Origin of the sequence: Agrobacterium sp. Ap1, assembly GCF_017313375.1 — a bacterium.
Taxonomy (GTDB): Bacteria; Pseudomonadota; Alphaproteobacteria; order Rhizobiales; family Rhizobiaceae; genus Neorhizobium; species Neorhizobium cellulosilyticum.
In genome coordinates, this window is record NZ_JAFLMY010000011.1 from 68740 (window position 1) to 89216 (window position 20477).

Here is a 20477-nt window from a genome sequence, read left to right on the forward strand (position 1 = left end):
ATGTGATGTCGTAAAACTTGTTCGCCACGGCCATCCGGCAGCTCAGGCGAGCGTCGGCACGGCCTCGATCAGTGTTCGTGTGTAGCCATGCCGCGGCGCAGAAAACACTTGAGCCACATCGCCGCTTTCGACGATTCGGCCGTCCTTCATCACCAGCACACGATCGGTGAGGTGATGCACGACGCCGAGATCGTGAGAGATGAACAGAAGCGATGTACCGGAAGCGGCCTGAAGTTCGGCCAGAAGATCAAGAACCTGTGCCTGCACGGAAACATCCAGCGCGCTGACCGGCTCGTCGGCGATGAGCAGCCTTGGCCGGGGTGCAAAGGCGCGGGCAATCGCTACACGCTGGCGCTGGCCGCCCGAAAGCTCGCGCGGATACCGCTTGAGAAAGTCGCCGCTAAGCCGCACCGCCTCGAGCACTTCCAGCACCCGGTCACGTCGCTCCGCGCCAAAGAGGCCGGTCACATCGAGACTTTCGCCGACGATCTTTTCCACCGTGTAGCGTGGATCGAAGGAACTGAACGCATCCTGGGCGATCAACTGCATGATGCTGCGGCGTGGCCGGCGAGTATTTTCGGCGACGTTGCTCCACAATTGGCCATCGACGAAAACCTCGCCTTCCTCCGGCTCAACAAGTCCCAGAACCATTTTGGCGACGGTTGTCTTGCCTGACCCGGATTCGCCTACGATGCCGAGCGCCTCGCCGTCGGACAGATCGAAAGAAACATCATTGACGACCGGCGTGCTTTCGGGGCCGCCGTAATGTTTGACGAGGTTACGGACCGAAAGAACGTGGGTGCCGGCATGCACCGTTTTTGAAGGCAGAGGGATACGTGCCGCGCGTGGCACCCCTCCTTTGACATGATCTTCAGCAGACGTTGTCACCGAAGCCGAAAGCCGAAAACCTTTCGAACCGGCTGAAGGCACGGCATCGAGGAGCTGGCGCGTGTAAGGATGGCGCGGATCGCGCAACAGCTCCGCTGTCAATCCTTCCTCGACGATCCGGCCTTCCTTCATCACTAGCACCCGATCGGCAAGGCGCGAGACGACTGCCAGATCATGACTGATCAAAAGCAGTGTGTGCCCGGCCTTGCGCCGCTCGGCCAGAAGGTCGAGGATCTGTTTCTGCACGGTGGCATCCAGCGCCGTCGTCGGTTCGTCTGCGATCAGCAGCGACGGATTTCGTGCGATGGCCGTGGCGATCAGCGCCCGCTGTCGCAAGCCGCCGGAAAGCTGATGCGGATATTGCCGCAGTCGCCGGTCGGGATCGGGAATTCCGACAGATTTCAGCAGCAGGTTGCTGTCCAGACCCGGTCGTGAGCGCGAGAACAGCTTTCGCCGTCCGGCGGCATCGGAAAGCTGCTGGGCGATGCGGCGTAACGGATCGAGCGACACCAGCGCATCCTGCAGCACGAAACCGATCTCCTGACCCCGCAAGCAACGCCAGTCGGTTTCACGAAACGAAAGAACATCCTTGCCCGAAACTTCGAACCTGTCGGCAGAGACGCTGGCCGTATTTCCGGAAAGTCCGATAAGCGACCTGGCCGTCACCGATTTTCCCGAACCGGATTCACCGACAAGCGCAACGGTTTCACCGCGATGGATGGTCAGGTCGATACCCTGCACGACGGTGTTTTGCTCACCGTCGCGCGGAAAGCCGATCTTCAGATTGCGCACATCGATCAGTGGCGTCATGCCTGCCTCCTGCCCTCGAATGCGAGTTGCCAGCGTTTGCCGAGAATGCTGATGGCGATGACCGTGAGTGTGATTGCCACGCCCGGCCACACCCCGATCCACCACGCGACACGAAGATAATTGCGCGCCTCCGCCAGCATGGCGCCCCATTCGGGTATCGGCGGCTGCGGCCCCATGCCGAGAAAACTCAAGCCAGCCGCCTGGATGATCGTGGAGCCGAGGCCGATCGTTGCAAGGATCGGCACCTGCGCGATCGCGTGCGGCAGAACGTGGCGAATGACCAACGTATTACGCCCGAGCCCGAAGGTTTTCGCCTGCTCGACATAACCGCTCTTGGCTATGACAAAGGTCTGCGCACGCACGACACGGGCAAAACGCGGCACGGAGGCGACACCCAGAGCAAAGATGAGATTGACGGTTCCCGGCCCAGTAAACGAGATCAGCACCAGCGCCAGAAGCAAGTCGGGAAAGGAGGAGACGACATCGAGGAAACGCGAAATGGCCTCGTCGACAATGCCGCGCGTCAAACCCGCGACCAGCCCGAGAAAGGACCCTGCCAACGCCGCTATGGCAATCGCACTGACACCGATCAGGATCGAATAGCGAGCCCCGTAGACCACGCGGGAAAACACGTCGCGGCCCAGATGATCGGTCCCGAACCAGTGTTCGGCAGACGGCGGCAACTGCGATTTGATCGGATCGGCCAAAAGCGGATTGTCGGCTGTGACGAGCTGCGGCCAGAAGGTTGCTGTTGCGACGAAAACCAGGAACAGCGATGAAAGCACGACACCCGGCCGGGAAAGAAATGCAGTGACTATCTTTCTCGAACGGCCCGCCACAGTCAGTGAATGATCGAAGAAAACGCTCATGCCTTCGCCCTCCCACCCTCGTTACGCAAACGTGGATCGAGCAGGAGATAAAGGATATCCACCAGCGTACTCATCGTCACGTAAATGAGCGCTGAGAGGATGGCGACGGCCAGCACGACCGGCATGTCATGCGCCAGAACGGCGTCGACGGTGATGCGCCCAAGCCCCGGCCGCCCGAACACCGCTTCGGTGATGACCGCGCCGGAGAGAAGATTTCCGACCAGCCAGCCGGCCAGCGTCACGGCCGGCAGTGCCGCATGGCGTAGACCATGGCGAAGCCGCAGCCCGAGATCGCTCGCACCCCAACTGCGAACGGTCAGCGCGAACGGTTCCTCCAGCGCCCGCTCCAATCCTTCCCGCAGCACCTGCCCGAGCACGGCGCCGAGCGAGAGCCCGAGCGACAAGGCAGGCAGCACGAGTGCTGAAAGGTTTCTGTCTCCAGAAACCGGAAAGACTTTTAACGTGAAGGAGAAGACATAAAGCAAAAGGATACCGAGCCAGAAGGTCGGCGTCGAGATCAGTGTCAGTTCGAGCCCTCCGGCAATACTACGCGGAATACGCTTGCCGGCGGTTAGCACCGCACTGGCGATGGCAAAAATGATGGCGACGGCAAGTGAAGCGATTGTCAGCTTCAGCGTTGGCAGCATCTGTGATGCAACAAGACCGGAAATATCGGTCTGGAGAATATAGGACCGCCCGAAATCGCCCTGTAAAAGCCGTCCGAGATAAGCTAGATACTGTTCCAGCAGTGACTGGTCCAACCCCCACTCGGCACGGATCGCAGCCTCCACTTCCGGCGTGCGGATTTGTTCGCCGATCAACAGACTGACGATATCGCCGGGTGCGAGCTGGACGCTGATGAAGCTTAGCGTCACCGCTGCCCAGAGAACGAGAATGCCCGAACCGATACGACCAAGTACCTGCATCGGCAGGCCGCTTCGCGCAAGAAAATGCCTACGGCGGTAGTTGGCCACGGGTGCGTGGCCAAGGGTCGTCACATCGTCAGCAGTCATGCCATCCGCTCCTGCACTTTTTCTCCGGTCTGCCGTGTGAGCATGTCGGACTATTCGCTTTTCCAGATGTCGTAGGAGCTTTCGGGCAATTGCTTGAACGGCCGGAAGCTGATCCCCTTCACATGGCTTGCAGCAGCAATCTGATCTTCCGGCTCATAGAGCGGGATGGCATAAGCTTCTTCGACAATCGCGAAACGCTGCAGCTTGGTGTAGATTTCGAAGCGTTTCTTCTGATCGAGCGTCGAGGCGGCTTCGCTCAGCCATGCGGCCAGTTCCGGTGCCGAGGCGCGGCTGTAGTTGATCGTTCCACCCTTATCGAGCGGCAGGTAATGGTATTCGATATCAATCGCATCCGTCGGTGTGTTGGAATTGGCGATCGAGCCGAATTCGCCGGTCTTGCGGCGTTCGGTATAGGTGCCGGCATCGACATAATTGATAGCGAGATCGATGCCCGCGACCTGCCGCGCCTGCGCCTGCAGGGCCTGTAGCAGTACATCACGCTGGTCACGCACCGTCGCCTGCGCCTGCACGACCTCGATTGTCAGGCGCTTGCCGTCTTTGACACGAAAACCTTCCGCGTCCCTGTCTTTCCAGCCGGCATCGTCGAGCAGGCCGTTGGCGATCTCGGCATCGGCGCCATAGGTTTTTTCGATACTTTTGTCGTAAAATTGCGGGTCAATCGGCGAGGTAATGCCCCATGCCCGTGTGCGCTCACCGCGATAGACGGCCTGCAGAACCTTGTCGATATCGAGAGAGGCGAGCAGTGCCTTGCGGACTTTCACGTCCTGGGTTGGCCCCCAGGTGACGTTGAGGAAAAGCGAATAGGGTGTGCCGGTATTCAGTGCTGTCCGGTAGGTGAAATCCGGATTTTCCTTGAAGAGTGCTGCATCATTGCCCGAAATACCCTCGATCACGTCGAGCTGGCCCGATGTCAGCGCGCCGGTGCGCACGGAGGATTCTGGCAGGAAGCGATAGGTTACCTGATCAAGATAGGCCGGCCCCTGATGAGCGGCTGTCGATGGTGCCCAGGCATAGGCCGGGTTCTTCTCGAACTGAATTTCCTGCCCCTTGACGTAGCGCTTGAGGATGAACGGCCCGGTACCGGCTATCTCCGGCCCGCCAGACTTGATCTGCGACGAGGAAAATGCCGCCGGCGACAGGATTTCCAGCCCCGCAACATAATCGAGGAAAGGCGCGTAAATGGCCTTGAGCGTGAAGGACACCGTGTGGTCATCGACGGCCTTCAACTCGGCAATGCGCGAGACAGGCCCTGCACTGACACTGGTCGAATATGCCGGATCCCGGAGCTTTTCGAAATTGGCAACCACCGCCTTCGCATCGAATTTCTGGCCGTCGGTAAAAGTGACGTCGCTACGCAGCTTGAACGTATAGGTCTTACCGTCTTTGGAAATCTCGTAACCGCTGGCAAGCCACGGCACGTAGCCGCCGTCGGCTGTGCGGGCCAAAAGCGATTCATAGGCGTTGCGCAACAAAAGCTTGGTCTTGTCCTGACCGTTGAGTTGTGGGTTGAGGGTGGCAGGATCGGTTTCCACGCCCCAGGTCAGCACACCACCGCTGACAGGTTTCGCGTCCTGCGCCAGGGAGGCAACCGGGGCGGCGGCAAGAGCCAGTAGCGCGGTGCCGGCGAGAATGAATTGTCTGCGATCGAACATGCGTAAACTCCGTGAAAGATGTTGAACCACAGACGCGTCAGGCGTTCTGCTGAAGCCAGATGTCGTAGGCGTTTTCGGGAAGGCGTTTAAACGGGCGGAAGCCTACGCCCTTGACCTCGCCACTGGCGGCGATCTGGTCGTCGGGCACGTAAAGCGGCAAACCGAGCGCCTGCTCAAGGATGGCGTAGCGCTGCAGTTTTGCGTAGATTTCGAAGCGCTTATTTGTATCGAGGGTCGATGCGGCTTCATCGAGCCAGGCGGAAACCTCCGGAGCTTCGGTTCGGCTGTAGTTGATCGAGCCGCCCTTGTCGCGCGGTAGGTAGTGGAAATAGATCGTGACGCCGTTTTCCTGCGTGGTCGTCGAGTTCGGGATGATGCCGTATTGCCCATCCTTCTGACGGGTGGAATAGGTTCCCGCATCGACATATTGCAGGGCGATATCAATGCCAGCATGCTGGCGTGCCTGCGCCTGCACGGCCTGCAAAAGGATGTCGCGCTGGTCGCGCACCGTCGCCTGCGACTGGACGACCTCGATCGTCAGCCGTTTACCATCCTTTATGCGAAAACCTTCGCCATCGCGCTCCGACCAGCCAGCCTCGTCCAGCAGGCGGTTGGCCAGTTTCGGATCGAATCCGTAGGCGCCTTCGATGCTCTTGTCGTAGAAATCGGTATCGGCGGGGGTGAGAATGCCCCAAGCCCTCAGTCGCTCGCCACGATAGACCGATTGCAGCACCTGATCGACATCGACAGAGGCCTGGAATGCCTTGCGGATCGTCAAATCCGCGGTCAGGCCGCGGTTGATATTCAAATAGAGCGTATAGGGCGTGCCGGTATTGATCGCCGTCTGGTAGGAAAATTCCGGATCGTCACGGAAGAGACCGGCATCATTGCCTGGAATGCCCTCGATGACCTGCACCTGGCCGGAAGAAAGCGCGCCGCTGCGCACAGCAGATTCCGGCAGGAAGCGATAGATCACCTCATCCAGGTAGGCCGTCCCTTGATGATCGGCATTTTCCGGGGCCCAGTCGTAATGCGGGTTCCTGACGAAGCGGACTTCTTGGCCCTTGATATAGCGATCAAGAATGAACGGACCGGTACCGGCGATTTCCGGCCCACCCGACTTCAATTGCGCTGAGGAGAAAGATTTCGGCGATAAGATCTCGATTGCGGAAGCGCCGTCAAGGAAGGGCGAATAGACACGCGCGAGCCTGATGACGACCGTATGCTCATCCTGCGCCACAACCTCTCTGACATGAGAAAGATGCCCGGAGCTGTTGCCGGTCGAATAGGTCGGATCTTTCACCCTCGTCAGATTGAAGGCAACCGCCGCGGCGTTGAACTTCTCTCCGTCACTGAAGGTGACGTTGTCACGCAGAACGAAGGTGTATTCCAGGCCATCTTCAGAAATGGAGTAGCTCTTGGCCAGCCACGGCACATAACCGCCTTCCGGTGTGCGCGCCAAAAGCGATTCATAGGCGTTACGCAGGATCAGCTTGGCTTTGGCCTGCCCGTTCAAATGCGGGTTGAGTGTGCTCGGTTCGGTTTCCACGCCCCAGGTCAGCGAACCACCGCTGACGGGCGCTTCCACTGCGCCTTCGGCGCCGATGGCAAGGCCGGTTGTTGCAAGAAGCGCCGTGGCGCCGGTTGCGAGAATGAAGTGACGTCTGGTTACCATGCTAATCCCCTGAACCTATGTCTTGAAATCACGCGGCAAGCGCGCGGCTGGCTGTCGCCAGATATTCGATGGCCTTGAGACGATGCTCCCCGTTCGAGACCGGGCAATCGACGATGAATTCATCGACGCCATGGAGGTGGTGGAGCCGTTGCAGCTCAGCCTGAACGGTTGTGGGAGAGCCCCGGATGATCAGCGGCGAGCGTTCCTCGACACGGTAATTTTCAGCACCCGCTTGGCGCACGTATTCCAGCGCCTGCTGTTCGCTGCCGACATTGACGCCCTGTCCACCATCAATTTCGACGCGGAAGCGGCGCCCCTCGACATCCAGGGCCTCGGCTGCCTGATCGGTCTCAGCGACCACCACCGCAACGGCCAGAACCGCATAGGTTCCGCCAGCGTCTCTATAGGCCGCAAGCGCAGCCGATACAGCGTTCTCTTCGCCGTTGATATGGCCGGCATAAACGAAGCTCCAACCGAGGCCGGCGGCGAGCCTTGCGCTTTCCGGACTAGCACCGAGGAGAAAGCGATTTGGCGCCGTAGGCGGAGAAGGATAAGCGCCGAGCCTGTCTTCCGGCGTGGTTGCTGCATCCTCGCCGCGAATAAAACGGTCGAGATCCGCAAGCTGTGCGTCAAACGACGGCTTGCGCGAGGGATCATAGGCGCCTTGAAGCGCGCGGGTCGAAATCGGCAACCCGCCGGGCGCCTTGCCAATACCGAGATCGACACGGCTGGGCGCGAGAGAGGCGAGGAGATTGAAGTTCTCGGCCACCTTGTAGGCGCTGTAATGCTGTAGCATGACGCCGCCGGAACCGATGCTGATCCGCTTCGTCTGCGCCAGAAGATAGCCGATCAGCACTTCCGGCGACGAACTTGCAAGCTTCGGAGAATTATGATGCTCGGCGACCCAGAAACGCCGGAAGCCGTTGTCCTCGGCCTTTTGAGCCAGAGCGACGGTTCGCCGAAGTGCAGCGGCAGCGCCTTCATTTTCGTGAATCGGGCTCTTATCGAGAAAGCTCAAACCAAAGGTCATCCATATTCCTTCTGGGGGCAGATTGTCGAATTGATAAAAGCTATATTTTTTGTAGACTAATAATCGAGCAATGATGTTTCCTTATTCAGCTGCACAATAAAAGATCATGCCGCGCCAACCATGACCTCCTTGATCCATGCTTTACGCGCGGCTGGGGCGGGCCCGGGTCTTTGATGAGGAGGCTGAGCGAGACCGTCTGGACAGCTGGCTACCGCCCCTTGCGAGGAAAGCCATGCCCGACGTCATTATCCGGACTACCCTTCATGATCCCTTGACCCGGCCTCTGATTGAGGGGCTGATCAGCGAGTATGATGGTCGCTATGGTGTCGATAGTCGACCGGGCGGAGCGCGGACGGAACTCTTCCGTTACCCTGACGGCATCAATTCTCCGCCGCTCGGCGATTTTCTTCTCCTGCAGCGCGACGGGCAGACCATCGCCGGTGGCGCCTTTATGAGCCACGACGACGAGACGGCAGAGATCAAGAGGATCTGGACCGATCCTTCGCTGCGACGACAGGGGCTTGCCCGACGCATCATGACCGTCCTGGAAGACAGTGCCGTCAGCCTCGGCTATACGCGGACCTATCTTTCGACCGGTTTTCGCCAGCCGGAAGCCGTCAACCTGTATCTGAGCCTAGGATATCGGCCGCTCTTCGAGGTCGACGCGGATCCTCGCCTTTATCGATCGCTTCCCTTCGAAAAAAATATCGGCGCCAAGGCCGAACAGACACCCTCAACCCCCATCTACCCGCCGGCCGCCTCATTCGAAGCGGCGACAGAACGCGTAAAGGCGCTGAAGGCCGAGCAGGAAGAGAGAATACTCGATCGGCTTGCCCGACATCGTGCCCTGTCTGCGGCGTGATTGACCGCCAGCCACGCCCATCATTCACTCCCCCTTTCATTTGAGAGTTGCCATGCCGCTGTCCCACATCTCGAAATTTTCGTTTCTCGTTCCCGGTAACTACGATGACGACAACCCCGCCAAGGGGATAGAGGAAACGCTGCAACTGATCGAGCTCGGTGAAAGGCTAGGTTATTCCGGCGCATTGGTGCGACAGCGCCATCTGGAGCGCGGCATCTCCTCTGCCGCGACTTTTCTCGCTGCCGCGTCCCAGCGCACAAAAAAGATCGGGCTCGGTACCGCAGTCATCCAGCTCGGTTATGAAAATCCGTTTCGTCTCGCCGAGGACTTGGCGACGGTAGACATCCTTTCGGGCGGACGCCTGAATGTCGGTGTATCGGTCGGTGCACCGCCTTTCGGCGATCTGATCGCAGACTACACCGATGACGCACCGCAGGCCGATTACGGACATGGACGCGCAGAAAAACTGGCTCGCGCGCTTCAATCGCTGCCTCTCTCCGACGAGCTGCTCTCCGGCAATGCGGCGGGTGCCCAGACGCCCCGTCTGCGCCCGCTCGCACCAGGGCTTGCCGATAGACTCTGGTACGGCGGTGGTTCCCAGAATTCGGCTCGCTGGGCGGGACATGCCGGCTTCAACCTTCTCACCGGCAATATCGTCAGCGGTGAAGGCACGGACGATTTCCTGACTGCGCAGGCAGCGCTGATCAACCGTTTCAAGCAGGAATGGACGCATGCCCGCCCGCCGCGTGTCGCACTCGGCCGCGTCATTCTGCCGACCGATAGCGCCAGCCCGGCCACACGCCGGAAATATGCGGATTTCGTCGCCGCCCGTACGGAGCGCACCAAGACCCCTCACGGCCCGCGGCGAACCCTGTTCCTACCAGACATCATTGGTACGACAGACGAAATCCTTGACCAACTGTCCCGAGACCCGGTCCTGCCGCAAATCGCCGAATTCAGGCTCGAACTTCCTTACGAATTCGCTGCCGAGGATTACGGCCAGATTATCACCGATTTCACCCGACTGTTTCCAGCGGCAAAAGAGGCGGATCACGGCCTGCGTAATGCCAGCTGATCGACCGACAGACCCGCAACCTTTTGCTCGGAGCAAGACATGACATTGACCAAGGGCATTCATATCGGCATCGGCCTTGATGCCGGATCCCGTAATATCTTCCACACTGAAACCGGTTCGGGCGGCCTCTTGCAAAGGCTCGATGCAGCCGCCGACCTCATCATCATCGAGGACCGTTTCGCCAGGCCCGACGGCGACGGGCTTGATGCCGTGCTGTTTGCAAACTGGCTTGGCGCCAAAAGCCAAAACGCGGGAATCCTTGCCGGCGCGCCGGTCAACGTCCTAGAGCCTTTTCATATCTCCACCGCGATCGCGACACTCGACTATGTGACTGAGGGGCGGTCCGGGCTTTTGGCGCAGTCGCTCGCGGGAGATCACGCCGCATCTGCCAGGCGCTTTACAGGACCTCTGAACGGCTATCCGGCGGATGACCGCCAGGCGCTCGACACGGATTTTGGCGAAGCGATCGACGTGATCCGGCGGCTATGGGACAGTTGGGAGGACGACGCGGTGATCCGCGACGTGGAAAGCCAGCGTTTCGTTGGTGGGGCCAAGCTGCGTTATGTCGATTTCAAGGGCAATAATTTCAGCGTGCTTGGTCCCTCAATCACGCCACGCCCGCCACAGGGCCAACCGATCATTGCCGCAACCATCAGCAAGGCAGGTGACCTAGCTGCAAAAGCCAATGTCGACCTGGTTTTCCTGCGCGCCGGCATCGACGAATTGTCCTCGGTGCTGAAAACCGCATCAGCGGCCCAACCCGATTTGCGCTTCTTCGCCGACATCGACCTCGGCTCCGCTTCCGCAGAGGAGAGAACAGACGGGCAATGGCAGGACGAGGCTGAACGCATCGCCGCACGAGTGCGTGAGTGGACGGCATCGGGTCTTGCCGGCATCCGACTTCTGCCCCGTCAACCCGACCGTGATCTACGCCCGGTGGTCGATCACCTCCTGCCGGCTCTACGGACCGCCGGCATCGGGCGGCCACAAGAGGCATCGACCCTGCGTGAACGCCTTGCCCTGCCTGTCGCTACCAACCGTTATGTCAACGCAGCCTGACGAATCCGGAGCACGACCATGTCGAAGAAACAAATCATCCTTGGAGCGCAGTTTCCAGGCGTCAACAATTTCACGGTCTGGAGCGATCCCGCTGCTGGCAGTCAAATTGCCTTTTCATCGTTCCGACATTTTGCCGAAACCGTCGAACGCGGCAAACTCGATTTCATTTTTCTGGCTGAGGGTCTGCGCGTGCGCGAGCAGAAAGGGCGTTTCCATGAACTCGACGTGGTTGGCCGCCCCAACACGCTGGCGATCCTTACGGCCCTGGCAGCCGTTACCGAGAATATCGGCCTGATCGGTACACTGACCACGACATTCAACGAGCCTTATGCGCTGGCACGCCAGCTTGCGACGCTTGACACGCTGTCTCAGGGGCGTGCCGGCTGGAACGTCGTCACCTCACCCGGCGCTTTTACCGGCGCGAATTTCCGGCGTGGCGATCACCTGCCGTTTGCTGAACGATATGAGCGCGCAAGGGAGTTCATCGACGCAGCGCGCGCGATCTGGCAGGGCAGCGATTTCGTGGCAAACTCGAAACATTTCGACATTGCTGGCCGAACCGATCTGCCTCCTTCCCCGCAAGGTGGACCGGTCATCGCGCAGGCGGGCGATAGCGATACCGGACGCGAATTGGCGGCAAGCCATGCTGATCTCATCTATTCCCGTCACGGTACACTCGAAGAAGGGCAGGCCTTCTACCGAGATGTAAAAGCAAGGCTTGCCCGCTACGGACGGAGCGACAACGATTTGAAGATCCTGCCAGGTGCAGCTTTTGCCCTTGGCGAGAGCCAGGAAGATGCCGAGGAAAGGCTGCGAAGGATCCGCCTGCAGCAGGTGAGCCCGAAGAATGCCATCGTGTTTCTGGAACAGGTCTGGAACCGCGATCTCTCCACTTACGACCCCGAAGGACCGTTGCCGGATGTCGATCCCGAAGTCTCCACGCCGGCGCTGGCGCAGGGCCGTGCGAACCGTTTTGACGACCGGTTAGATACCGCCCGCAAATGGCGCGAGATCGCCGAGCATGAAAAGCTCAATATCCGCCAGCTGGTGATCAAGGTCACGGCGCGCAAGCATTTCGTCGGTACGCCGGAAACTGTAGCGCGCGAGATCAACCGCTATGTGCAGGAAGATGCTGCCGACGGTTTCGTCTTCGCCCCGCATCTGACCCCAACCGGATTCGACGAGTTCGTCGAGAAAGTTATACCACATTTGCAGGAACGGGGCGTTTACCGAAAGGACTACACGAGAGGTACACTGAAGGGTAACCTCGGCCTTAGACCTGCCGCCTAGTGTCAGACGCTGGCCTGGTCGGATATGGCTATTTTGCTCAAGGCAGCCCAAATCCTGTCCGCCAACACTTCGGCCTGGAAACGCAGTTCGGTCAAAGAACTGGACTCCCAGGCGACACCGCGCAAGGGGTGGCCGATCGCAAAGATGTCGGCATGGGCCACGCCCTGCCGACTGATCACTGCGAATTCGTTTGTTGCGTCGATCCCGAAACCAGTCTCGTGACGCCTCACCAGCCCGTCCCGCAAGAGATTTTGCACCAGAGGTGCGGAAATCCTGCCCCAATCGTGTTCCTGATGCCCGCGGGCATCCACGATAGCGTCAACGAGAAGGGTCTCCGTTTGCCGTTTGCCCCGTGGGCGAACAACAACCTCGATCTGTTCTCTCATGGGGGTTGCTGACACCAATCTTGCCGCGCGTGCGACAAATCGGTCCGCATCTCTAGCCGCCTGGATCGCTTCGAAGGAAGGTGGTGCGGCGCGATGCACGGTCACGTCCCAAAGGGAACGCAGATGGCGTGCGAACCGGAGGCGCTCGGAGGTCGTCGCGCTCTGCCATAGGGGCAGGATGAACGGGCGCAGGCTGAGTGGCAGAACCTGCCAGTCCCGCCCCTCCATCAAAAGCTTCCTGCGTGCGTTGATCATCAATACCAGAAGTCCGCGGGTCGACTTTGGTAGCTGCTCGGGATCGATTATCTCCACAGGATCGCCGGCAACGCGAACCGGTTCGATGAGGTGACCACGACGTGAGATGACATGGTATCGCCCGGGAAATCCCCTGCTCTCCAGGCTCGCAACGGTATCGACCATGCTCAGGCTCGCACCGACGATCAGGATATTGTCCAATCGGCTGAGACGATCCAGCTTTTGGCTCTCCCACGGCGTCGCCATCCGATCATCCCCCAAGAGGGGAGCGAGCGCGGGATCATTCGCGAGGGGAAAGACACCAGTTGCCAGCACCACGAGGTCTGCCCGAAGTCTACGGCCATCGGCGAACCGGGCGAAAATGCCCTGCCCTCGGCATTGCCTCTCCAAATTCACGACCTGCGATTGCCAGTGCTTTACATCAACGGTGCCCGCCGCCTTGGCTATTGCAAGGTGCAGTTCCTCTTCGACATAGCGGCCGAATAGTCCGCGGGGAATAAACCGACGATTGGCATCTTCCGGACGAGCGGAAAGTCCAATATCCGCATTTTGTTCCACCCATCGAGCAAGATGCGTAGCGTCGTTGGGGTGAATGGAAAAGTTACCGGCAGGGCCGTTCATCAACTGGACCGTCTCGGTCGTACTATAGGCTTGTCCGCGACCGAGCGATGCGCGCGGCTCGGCAATAACGATGCGTAGCGGTCCTCGCAGACGTCCCAGCAGGCGGATCGTCAGCGCCGCCCCCGAATATCCACCGCCGACGATCAGGATGACGGGCCCCTTGTTACCACCCTTCGGGTGCCCGTCGACGGCGACATCAGGTGGTAACGAAAAGGCGAACGTCATGCCGGTTCGCGCAGCAGCGGCAGGAGTTGATCGCCTTGCCTGGAGATCTCGCGCAGATAGGGCGTATCAGACAAAACGAAATGGGTCACGCCAAGGTCCCGGTAGCGCTTGAGCGAGCGTGCGACATCGGCCGGCGACCCCACAAGCCAAGTCGTCCCCGCACCGCCACCGCCATATCGGCCGGGAGCGGTGTAGAGATTTTCATCAAGAACATCACCCTTTGCGGCCAGGTCATAAAGGCGTTGTTGCCCGACGGCCTGAACTCTGCGCTCGTCGACATAGTCATCCTTGCCAATTCTTGCCATTTCAGCAACTTTGGCCTCTGCATCGGCCCATGCCTGCTCGGTCGTATCACGCACAAACGTGGTAACCCGCAACCCGAATTCCAGCGGCGGCAGGTCGCGATCCTGCGCTTTGCTCAACTGCTTCAGCCGGTCGATCCGTGCAGCGACGCCCTCAAGCGGTTCGCCCCAGAAAAGCTGGATGTCGGCTTCGCTGGCCGAGACACGCTCGGCTGCGGCCGACGCTCCACCGAAATAGAGCTTCGGATGGATGCGGTTTTCCCGTTCGGCAATTCTCGGCGTTACCGTCGAGTTTTCGACCCAATAGTGCTGGCCCTTGAATGTCACGTTATCCTCAGTCCAGAGGCGGCGGATCAGCCGCATGAACTCCTGCGTCCTGCCATAACGTTCCGCCTGATCGCCTTCCTGATCGCCATAGGCCGTGATCGTGTCCTGTCCGGAGACGATATTGAGCCGCACCCTGCCACCCGAAAGATGGTCGAGCGTCGCGACCGCCGATGCGAGGTTGGCTGGACGCCAGTAACCGGGGCGGACGGCGATCAGAGGTTCGAAAGACGTCGTCCGCGCGGCAAGAGCGGTCGCAACCGTGAAAGTGTCCGGCCGGCCCCAGCCGGCTCCCAGAAGAGCACCCCGCCAGCCGTGCTGCTCGAGCGCCTTGGCATGCTCGGTCAGCGTATCGAGGCTGTTATGGTCACCGCTCACCGGCTCTCCGCGGTGCCCGGCAACGACCTGATTGGGGATATACCAGAGGAATTCCGACTGCTTTGTCATTGGCAAAATTGTCTTTTCTCGAAAAACGGGAGAGCGAAATGCATCCGCTCAGATGACATGGGCGGCCTGCAAGGCAGTGAGGACATCACTCTTCAGCTCCGCCAGCCGTGCGGCACGCCGGTCCCGCGGCCGGGCAAGGTCGACGGAAAGATCCTGCTGGATGCCGCCATCCCTTGCGCCCATCATGTAGATCCGGTCGCCGAGATACAGCGCTTCATCGATGTCGTGGGTTACAAGCAGGAAAGAGATGCCGCGCTGCTCGACCAGCTTCAGGACGAGATCCTGAAGTTTCATCCGCGTGAAGGCATCAACCGCACTGAACGGCTCGTCGAGCAGCAGTATTCGCGGTTCGGTGTAGAGCGCCCGGGCGATCGCCACGCGTTGCGCCATGCCTCCGGAAAGCGCCTTCGGCAGCGTATCGGCGTGGCCGCTCAACCCGACATCGTCGATCAGCCGGTTCACCCGCGCACCATCGAAACGCCGCCCGTCCGCATAACCGATGTTCTGCGCCACGGTGAGCCAGGGCATCAGCCGTGGCTCCTGGAAGACGAAGGCGATCGGTGGTGAAGACGATGCGCCATCGAGACCCGCTTGCACCGAAACCTTGCCGGAAAACCGCTTGTCCAAGCCCGCGGCAATCCGCAGTAGCGTGCTTTTTCCGCAGCCGCTCGGCCCGAGTAGTACCGCAGCCTCACCATTGTCCAGGCTCAGCCTGATATCATGTAGGACGATTGTGCTGCCGAACGCCTTTTCACGCACTTCGATATCGAGGATGCTCATGTCGGGCGCCCTCCGATCGACGTCGAATAGGTGTCGCGCCACGAAAGACACCGGTCTTCGACGAGCTTGAACACGCTGTCCGACACCTTTCCCAATATCGCCAGACAGATAATCGCGATCAGCACGAGATCTGGGCGCGAGAGTTCGCGTCCGTCGGACAGCATGTAGCCGATGCCTTCCGACGCGGCGAGAAGCTCGGCTGCCACCACGCTCAGCCATGCCAGCGACAGGCCGTAGCGCAATCCGGTGAATAGATGCGGCAGCGACGCAGGGATCAGTATGCGCCAGACCAGCACCGGCAACGGCTGCCGATACATCTCGCCGACCTCGACCAGCTTCCGGTCGACGTTGCGAATGCCCGAAAACAGGCTGAGGTAAACCGGAAAGAAAGCGCTCTTGGCGATCAGGACGACCTTCGACGTTTCGCCGATACCGAACCAGATCATCAGGAGTGGCACCCAGGCGAGGCTTGGCACCGCTCTCAATGCCTGGAAACTCGGCTCGAGATACCGCTCGGCTGAATACCAGAGGCCTACAATCGAGCCGATGACGATGGCGAGCAGCGAACCCGCGACAAAGCCGATCAGCACCCGCAGGCTGCTGGCAGCGATATTCGTCCACAGCGGCCCCTCCGCCAGATAGAGGAAGGTCGTGTACAAATCCGATGGCGGCGGCAGCACGTAAGGGCTGACCCACCCCATACGGACGAAAAGCTCCAGCAGCACAAGCGCGCCGACTGGAACGATCGCGCCACGCAGATCCATCGAAAACAACCTGCCGCCCAGGCGGGAAAGCCGCCCGGGTGACTTCCTGGTCTCAGTCTGGTTCTCGCCCCGAAACTCCTGGATCGAGATCGTCATGCACCGATAACCTTCCTGGCCGGCGTCGGATCCAGAAGCTGCGAGAGGACGTTATCAACATTGACGCCCGGCCTCAGCACTTCCGGGCCAAGCAGCGGGGTTACCGTCTTGATGGAGGCCAGCAGCTCGTCGCCGGGCACCGGATCGGTCCAGTCGCGTCTTGCGATCGTGCGGCGCGTCACCTCGGGATCGCCGCCGGCCTGCTCCGTCACGAAAGCGACGAACTCGTCATTGTTCTCGCGGATCCATTTCTGCGTCTGCACCCATACGCCGAGCACCCGCTCGACGGCTTTCGGATGCTTGCCGAGAAACTCTTCCGATACGCTGAAGACACTTCCTTCCCGCCAGCTGCGGTCGTTGAAGATCGCCCGGTCGCCAGCAATTTCCGCCTGCGCGGTCTGCGGATCGATGCCCACCCAGGCGTCCACCTGGCCCTGTCTGAGCGCGGCGAACCCTTCCGGATGCTGGAGATTGACGACCTTGAGATCGTTGATCGTCAGATTGGATTGGGCGAGCGCGCGAACAAGCGTGAAATAGGGAGCTGTTCCCTTGGTCACTGCTATCGTCTTGCCCTTGAGGTCCGCAACGGACTGCAGCGGCGAGTCGGACTTCACCTGGATGATCGAGGAGCCGCCCCAGCTTGCCACGTAGATGATCTTCAGCGGCACACCATTGGCGCGCGACAGGAAAGCCGAAAGTGCTGCCGATCCGGCAAAGTCGGTCGAGCCGACCTTGAGAAATTCGAGCGAATTGTTGCTTCCGCGCGACTGAACCCAGCTGATCTTGGTACCGACATCCTTGAACGCCTCTTCCAGCCAACCCTTGTTCTTGATGAGCAATGTGTGGGAGGAATAGAAGCCCCAGTCGAGCCGCAGCTCGGCTGGGAAATCCGACGGCTGCGCGGACGCAAGCGAAGCGCTGAATGGTGATGCGAGGACGGCCCCGGCGGTGGCGAGTTTCAGAGCATTACGGCGCGAGATCTTGATGGTCATACAGCTCCCAATCTATAGAATTGATAGACTATCAATTTAGCCGGATCGCGAACTCACGGTCTCGGAACGGTTTCCCATAATTTTTCTAAATTGGAGAAAATCTGTATCGGCTCGGATGCCCGTCAGAGACGCCGAAGCGCCTAGCCGCCAGACTGATTTCGCCGCTTGCAAACCAAATCCCAGCTTCCGCATTTTGGGATCCGATTTGTTCCCGCGGGTGGCCTCGATTGGAACTTCTCAACAAAACGCGCTCTCGAAAATCCACAGAACGAGCAGAAACAATCTCCATTCGCGCCCAAATTCGCAAAGGATTTTTCTGTCCAGCTTAAATTTCTACTGATTTACTAGAATTTATTGACGGCGTGGCTGGCTCCTCAAGCCGCGCGCCAGAAGGATACGGAGATCCTCGATGATAAATGCCCATATTGCGGGTCTTGCCGCAGCGGTACTTTCCTTTTTGCTCACCACATTCGCGGCGGACGCCGCGACAATTCGCTGGACGCGGGCTTCCGATGCGCTGACGCTCGACCCGCATGCGCAAAACGACGGCGTCACACATGCGCTCCTGAACCACATCTACGAAAGCCTCGTCTGGCGTGATGCCAAGGGCGCCCTGACGCCGCGCATCGCCACGGAGTGGAAGGTGAAGGAAGGGGATCCCACCACTTGGGTGTTCACGCTGCGCAAGGGTGTGAAATTCCACGACGGCGCGGACCTCACCGCGGAAGACGTGGCTTTCTCGCTCAACCGTGCCCGCTCCGAAAAGTCGAACCTTCGCCAGCTGCATGCCGATGTCGTCGAGGTCAAGGCTGTCGACGACCTGACCGTCGAGGTCAAGCTTCGCGCACCGAACCTGATCTATCCCAACAACCTGACCGGCACCTACATTCTCGACAAGGGTTGGGCCGAGAAGAACAATGTCGTTGACGTGCAGGACTATGCGGCTGGCAAGGACAATTACGCCGTGCGCAACACCAACGGCAGCGGCCCCTATGTTCTCAAGTCCCGCGAGGTCGGCGTCCGTACGGTGCTCGACGCCTTCGACAAGCATTGGGAAGAGGCCAAGCCCGACGTGACCCAGATCGTCTATACGCCGATCGCCGATTCCGCGACGCGCGTCGCGGCTCTGTTGTCCGGCGAGGTCGATTTCGTGCAGGACGTACCGGTGCAGGATATCGAGCGCCTCAAGAAGACCGATGGCATCAAGATCACCAGTGGACCGGAAAACCGTTCCATCTTTCTCGGCTACCGTGTCGATGAGACACCGCTTGCATCGTCAAACATCAAGGACAAGAACCCGCTGAACGACGTGCGGGTACGCAAGGCATTCGATCTTGCGATCGACCGGGACGCGTTGCAGAAGGTTGTACTGCGCGGAAACTCGATCCCGACCGGTGTCATCGTGCCGCCGTTCGTGCATGGCTGGTCGAAAGAGCTGGATGCCTACACGAAGCCCGATGTCGCCAAGGCCAAGGCGCTGCTTGCCGAAGCCGGTTATCCGGACGGCTTCACCATCACGCTCGACACGCCGAACAACCGCTATGTCAATGACGAGGCGATTTCCCAGGCCGTTGTCGGCTTCCTCGGCCGCATCGGCGTCAAGGTCACGCTCGCGTCGCGTCCCTTCGCGCAGCATTCTCCGCTGCTGACCGAACGTAAATCCGACTTCTACCTCTATGGCTGGGGCGTTCCGACATTCGACAGCGCCTATAATTTCAACGACCTGATCCACACCAGAACGGGTCGTTACGGCGCCTATAACCCTACCTATTATTCCAACGCGGCCGTCGATGCGAAGATCGAGTCGCTCGGTGCGGAAACCGACGTCGCCAAGCGCGACGCCACGATCGCCGAATTGTGGAAACAGGTGAAGGAGGAGGCGATCTATCTGCCGCTTCACAACCAGATCACAACCTGGGCAGTGCGTGACAACATCGACATCGAGGTGCCGCCGGATGCATCGCCAAAACTCGGCCGTGTGACGATCAGCGAATAAAATCAGGGCAAGGCGGATCCGGGACAGGATGGCGACATCCTGTCCCGTTCGGGCGGTAGCATGACAGGTTTCATTTTAAGACGCATATTCCAATCGGTGCTGGTGATGCTGGCGGTCGCCCTCATCGCCTTCGTGGTCATCCGTTTCGTCGGCGATCCGCTGGAATCGCTGGCCAGCCAGGAAACCCGGCTGGAAGACCGTGAGATCATGATGCAGCGGCTCGGGCTCGACCGGCCGGTCGTCTTCCAGTTCACCTCCTTCGTCCAGCGCGGACTGAGCGGCGATTTCGGCATTTCCTACAAACAGCAGGAACCGGTAACGCGCATGATCGCGGAACGTCTGCCGGCAACGCTGGAACTGGCTCTCGCCTCGGCAACACTGGCGCTTGTCCTCGGCGGTGTTCTCGGCATCCATTGCGCCCTGAAGCCTGACAACGCGCTGACGCATTTCATCATGACCGCCTCTCTGATCGGCGTGTCTCTCCCCACATTTCTGATCGGCATCGGACTGATCTATCTTTTTTCCGTCGAACTCGGCTGGCTTCCGTCCTTCGGCCGCGGCGAAACGGTGAAGATCGGCTGGTGGACGACCGGTCTCTTGACCTTGTCCGGCTGGCGCTCGATCATCCTGCCGGCCATCACGCTGTCCCTCTTCCAGACGACGCTGCTGATGCGGCTGATAAGGGCGGAAATGCTGGAAGTGCTGCGGCAGGATTACATCCGTTTCGCCCGCGCTCGCGGTCTGCCGCAAAGACGCATCCACTTTGGGCATGCGCTGAAGAACACGCTTGTGCCGGTCATCACCGTCGCCGGCCTGCAATTGGGTTCGGTCATCGCTTTCGCGGTTGTCACCGAAACGGTGTTCCAATGGCCGGGTGTCGGCTCTCTGTTCATCAATTCGGTCCAGTCCGTCGATGTTCCGGTCATGGCCGCCTACCTCGTTTTCATCGCTCTTCTCTTCGTCCTCATCAATCTCGTTGTCGATATTCTATATTACGCCGTCGATCCGCGCCTGCGCGTCGGACATACCAGCGGGGAAGCATGAC

At 59.8% G+C, this 20477-nt stretch carries 17 protein-coding genes; 6 read left to right on the forward strand and 11 right to left on the reverse strand.

The window, feature by feature from the left end; genetic code table 11:
• Positions 1 to 42: 42 nt before the first annotated feature.
• The 6 genes from JZX87_RS20285 to JZX87_RS20310 are packed head-to-tail and all read right to left on the reverse strand — an operon-like array spanning position 43 to position 7958.
• Entirely contained in the window at positions 43 to 1698 is a 1656-nt protein-coding gene (locus JZX87_RS20285; RefSeq protein WP_206827592.1) for a dipeptide ABC transporter ATP-binding protein, read from the reverse strand.
• Positions 1695 to 2567 (reverse strand): ABC transporter permease, encoded by an 873-nt coding sequence (locus JZX87_RS20290; protein WP_206827593.1) that lies wholly within the window; start codon positions 2565 to 2567, stop codon positions 1695 to 1697. The genes JZX87_RS20285 and JZX87_RS20290 overlap by 4 nt, the downstream gene beginning before the upstream one ends.
• Complete coding sequence (locus JZX87_RS20295) at positions 2564 to 3580, reverse strand: ABC transporter permease (protein WP_206827595.1); 1017 nt, start codon at positions 3578 to 3580, stop codon at positions 2564 to 2566. Before JZX87_RS20295 ends, JZX87_RS20290 begins: the two co-directional genes overlap by 4 nt.
• Positions 3581 to 3630: 50 nt before the next feature.
• Positions 3631 to 5253, reverse strand: a complete 1623-nt coding sequence (locus JZX87_RS20300) for an ABC transporter substrate-binding protein (RefSeq protein ID WP_206827597.1) — start codon at positions 5251 to 5253, stop codon at positions 3631 to 3633.
• 37 nt (positions 5254 to 5290) lie between these two features.
• Positions 5291 to 6928, reverse strand: coding sequence for an ABC transporter substrate-binding protein (locus tag JZX87_RS20305; RefSeq protein ID WP_206827599.1), 1638 nt, complete (start codon positions 6926 to 6928; stop codon positions 5291 to 5293).
• A 28-nt stretch (positions 6929 to 6956) separates the two neighbouring features.
• Positions 6957 to 7958, reverse strand: coding sequence for an MsnO8 family LLM class oxidoreductase (locus JZX87_RS20310; RefSeq protein ID WP_206827601.1), 1002 nt, complete (start codon positions 7956 to 7958; stop codon positions 6957 to 6959).
• Positions 7959 to 8190: 232 nt separating this feature from the next.
• On the opposite strand from JZX87_RS20310, the gene JZX87_RS20315 reads away from it, so the two are divergent.
• Genes JZX87_RS20315 through JZX87_RS20330 form a run of 4 tightly spaced genes read left to right on the forward strand, consistent with a single transcriptional unit; the run spans position 8191 to position 12244 of the window.
• On the forward strand, positions 8191 to 8820 hold the full coding sequence (locus tag JZX87_RS20315; protein WP_206827602.1) for a GNAT family N-acetyltransferase: 630 nt from the start codon (positions 8191 to 8193) through the stop codon (positions 8818 to 8820).
• Positions 8821 to 8872: 52 nt separating this feature from the next.
• Positions 8873 to 9895 (forward strand): LLM class flavin-dependent oxidoreductase, encoded by a 1023-nt coding sequence (locus JZX87_RS20320; RefSeq protein ID WP_206827603.1) that lies wholly within the window; start codon positions 8873 to 8875, stop codon positions 9893 to 9895.
• Positions 9896 to 9934: 39 nt separating this feature from the next.
• Positions 9935 to 10954, forward strand: coding sequence for an LLM class flavin-dependent oxidoreductase (locus JZX87_RS20325; protein WP_206827604.1), 1020 nt, complete (start codon positions 9935 to 9937; stop codon positions 10952 to 10954).
• Between the two features lie 18 nt (positions 10955 to 10972).
• Entirely contained in the window at positions 10973 to 12244 is a 1272-nt protein-coding gene (locus tag JZX87_RS20330) for an LLM class flavin-dependent oxidoreductase (RefSeq protein WP_206827605.1), read from the forward strand.
• Positions 12245 to 12246: 2 nt separating this feature from the next.
• On the opposite strand, the gene JZX87_RS20335 is transcribed toward JZX87_RS20330, so the two are convergent.
• From JZX87_RS20335 to JZX87_RS20355, 5 genes are read right to left on the reverse strand one after another with little or no spacing between them, the layout of a single operon-like run.
• On the reverse strand, positions 12247 to 13731 hold the full coding sequence (locus JZX87_RS20335; protein ID WP_206827606.1) for an FAD/NAD(P)-binding protein: 1485 nt from the start codon (positions 13729 to 13731) through the stop codon (positions 12247 to 12249).
• The gene (locus JZX87_RS20340) at positions 13728 to 14804 is read right to left on the reverse strand and encodes an LLM class flavin-dependent oxidoreductase (RefSeq protein WP_206827608.1); all 1077 of its coding nucleotides are present in this window, start codon (positions 14802 to 14804) and stop codon (positions 13728 to 13730) included. Before JZX87_RS20340 ends, JZX87_RS20335 begins: the two co-directional genes overlap by 4 nt.
• A 48-nt stretch (positions 14805 to 14852) precedes the next feature.
• Positions 14853 to 15584, reverse strand: coding sequence for an ABC transporter ATP-binding protein (locus JZX87_RS20345; RefSeq protein WP_206827609.1), 732 nt, complete (start codon positions 15582 to 15584; stop codon positions 14853 to 14855).
• Positions 15581 to 16444, reverse strand: coding sequence for an ABC transporter permease (locus JZX87_RS20350; protein ID WP_206827610.1), 864 nt, complete (start codon positions 16442 to 16444; stop codon positions 15581 to 15583). The genes JZX87_RS20345 and JZX87_RS20350 overlap by 4 nt, the downstream gene beginning before the upstream one ends.
• Positions 16441 to 17436: an aliphatic sulfonate ABC transporter substrate-binding protein gene (locus tag JZX87_RS20355; RefSeq protein ID WP_206827611.1), complete on the reverse strand. Its 996-nt coding sequence runs from the start codon at positions 17434 to 17436 to the stop codon at positions 16441 to 16443. The genes JZX87_RS20350 and JZX87_RS20355 overlap by 4 nt, the downstream gene beginning before the upstream one ends.
• Before the next feature lie 409 nt (positions 17437 to 17845).
• On the opposite strand from JZX87_RS20355, the gene JZX87_RS20360 reads away from it, so the two are divergent.
• The gene (locus tag JZX87_RS20360; protein WP_206827612.1) at positions 17846 to 19432 is read left to right on the forward strand and encodes an ABC transporter substrate-binding protein; all 1587 of its coding nucleotides are present in this window, start codon (positions 17846 to 17848) and stop codon (positions 19430 to 19432) included.
• A gap of 60 nt (positions 19433 to 19492) precedes the next feature.
• Positions 19493 to 20476, forward strand: a complete 984-nt coding sequence (locus JZX87_RS20365; RefSeq protein ID WP_206827613.1) for an ABC transporter permease — start codon at positions 19493 to 19495, stop codon at positions 20474 to 20476.
• Position 20477 lies beyond the last annotated feature (1 nt).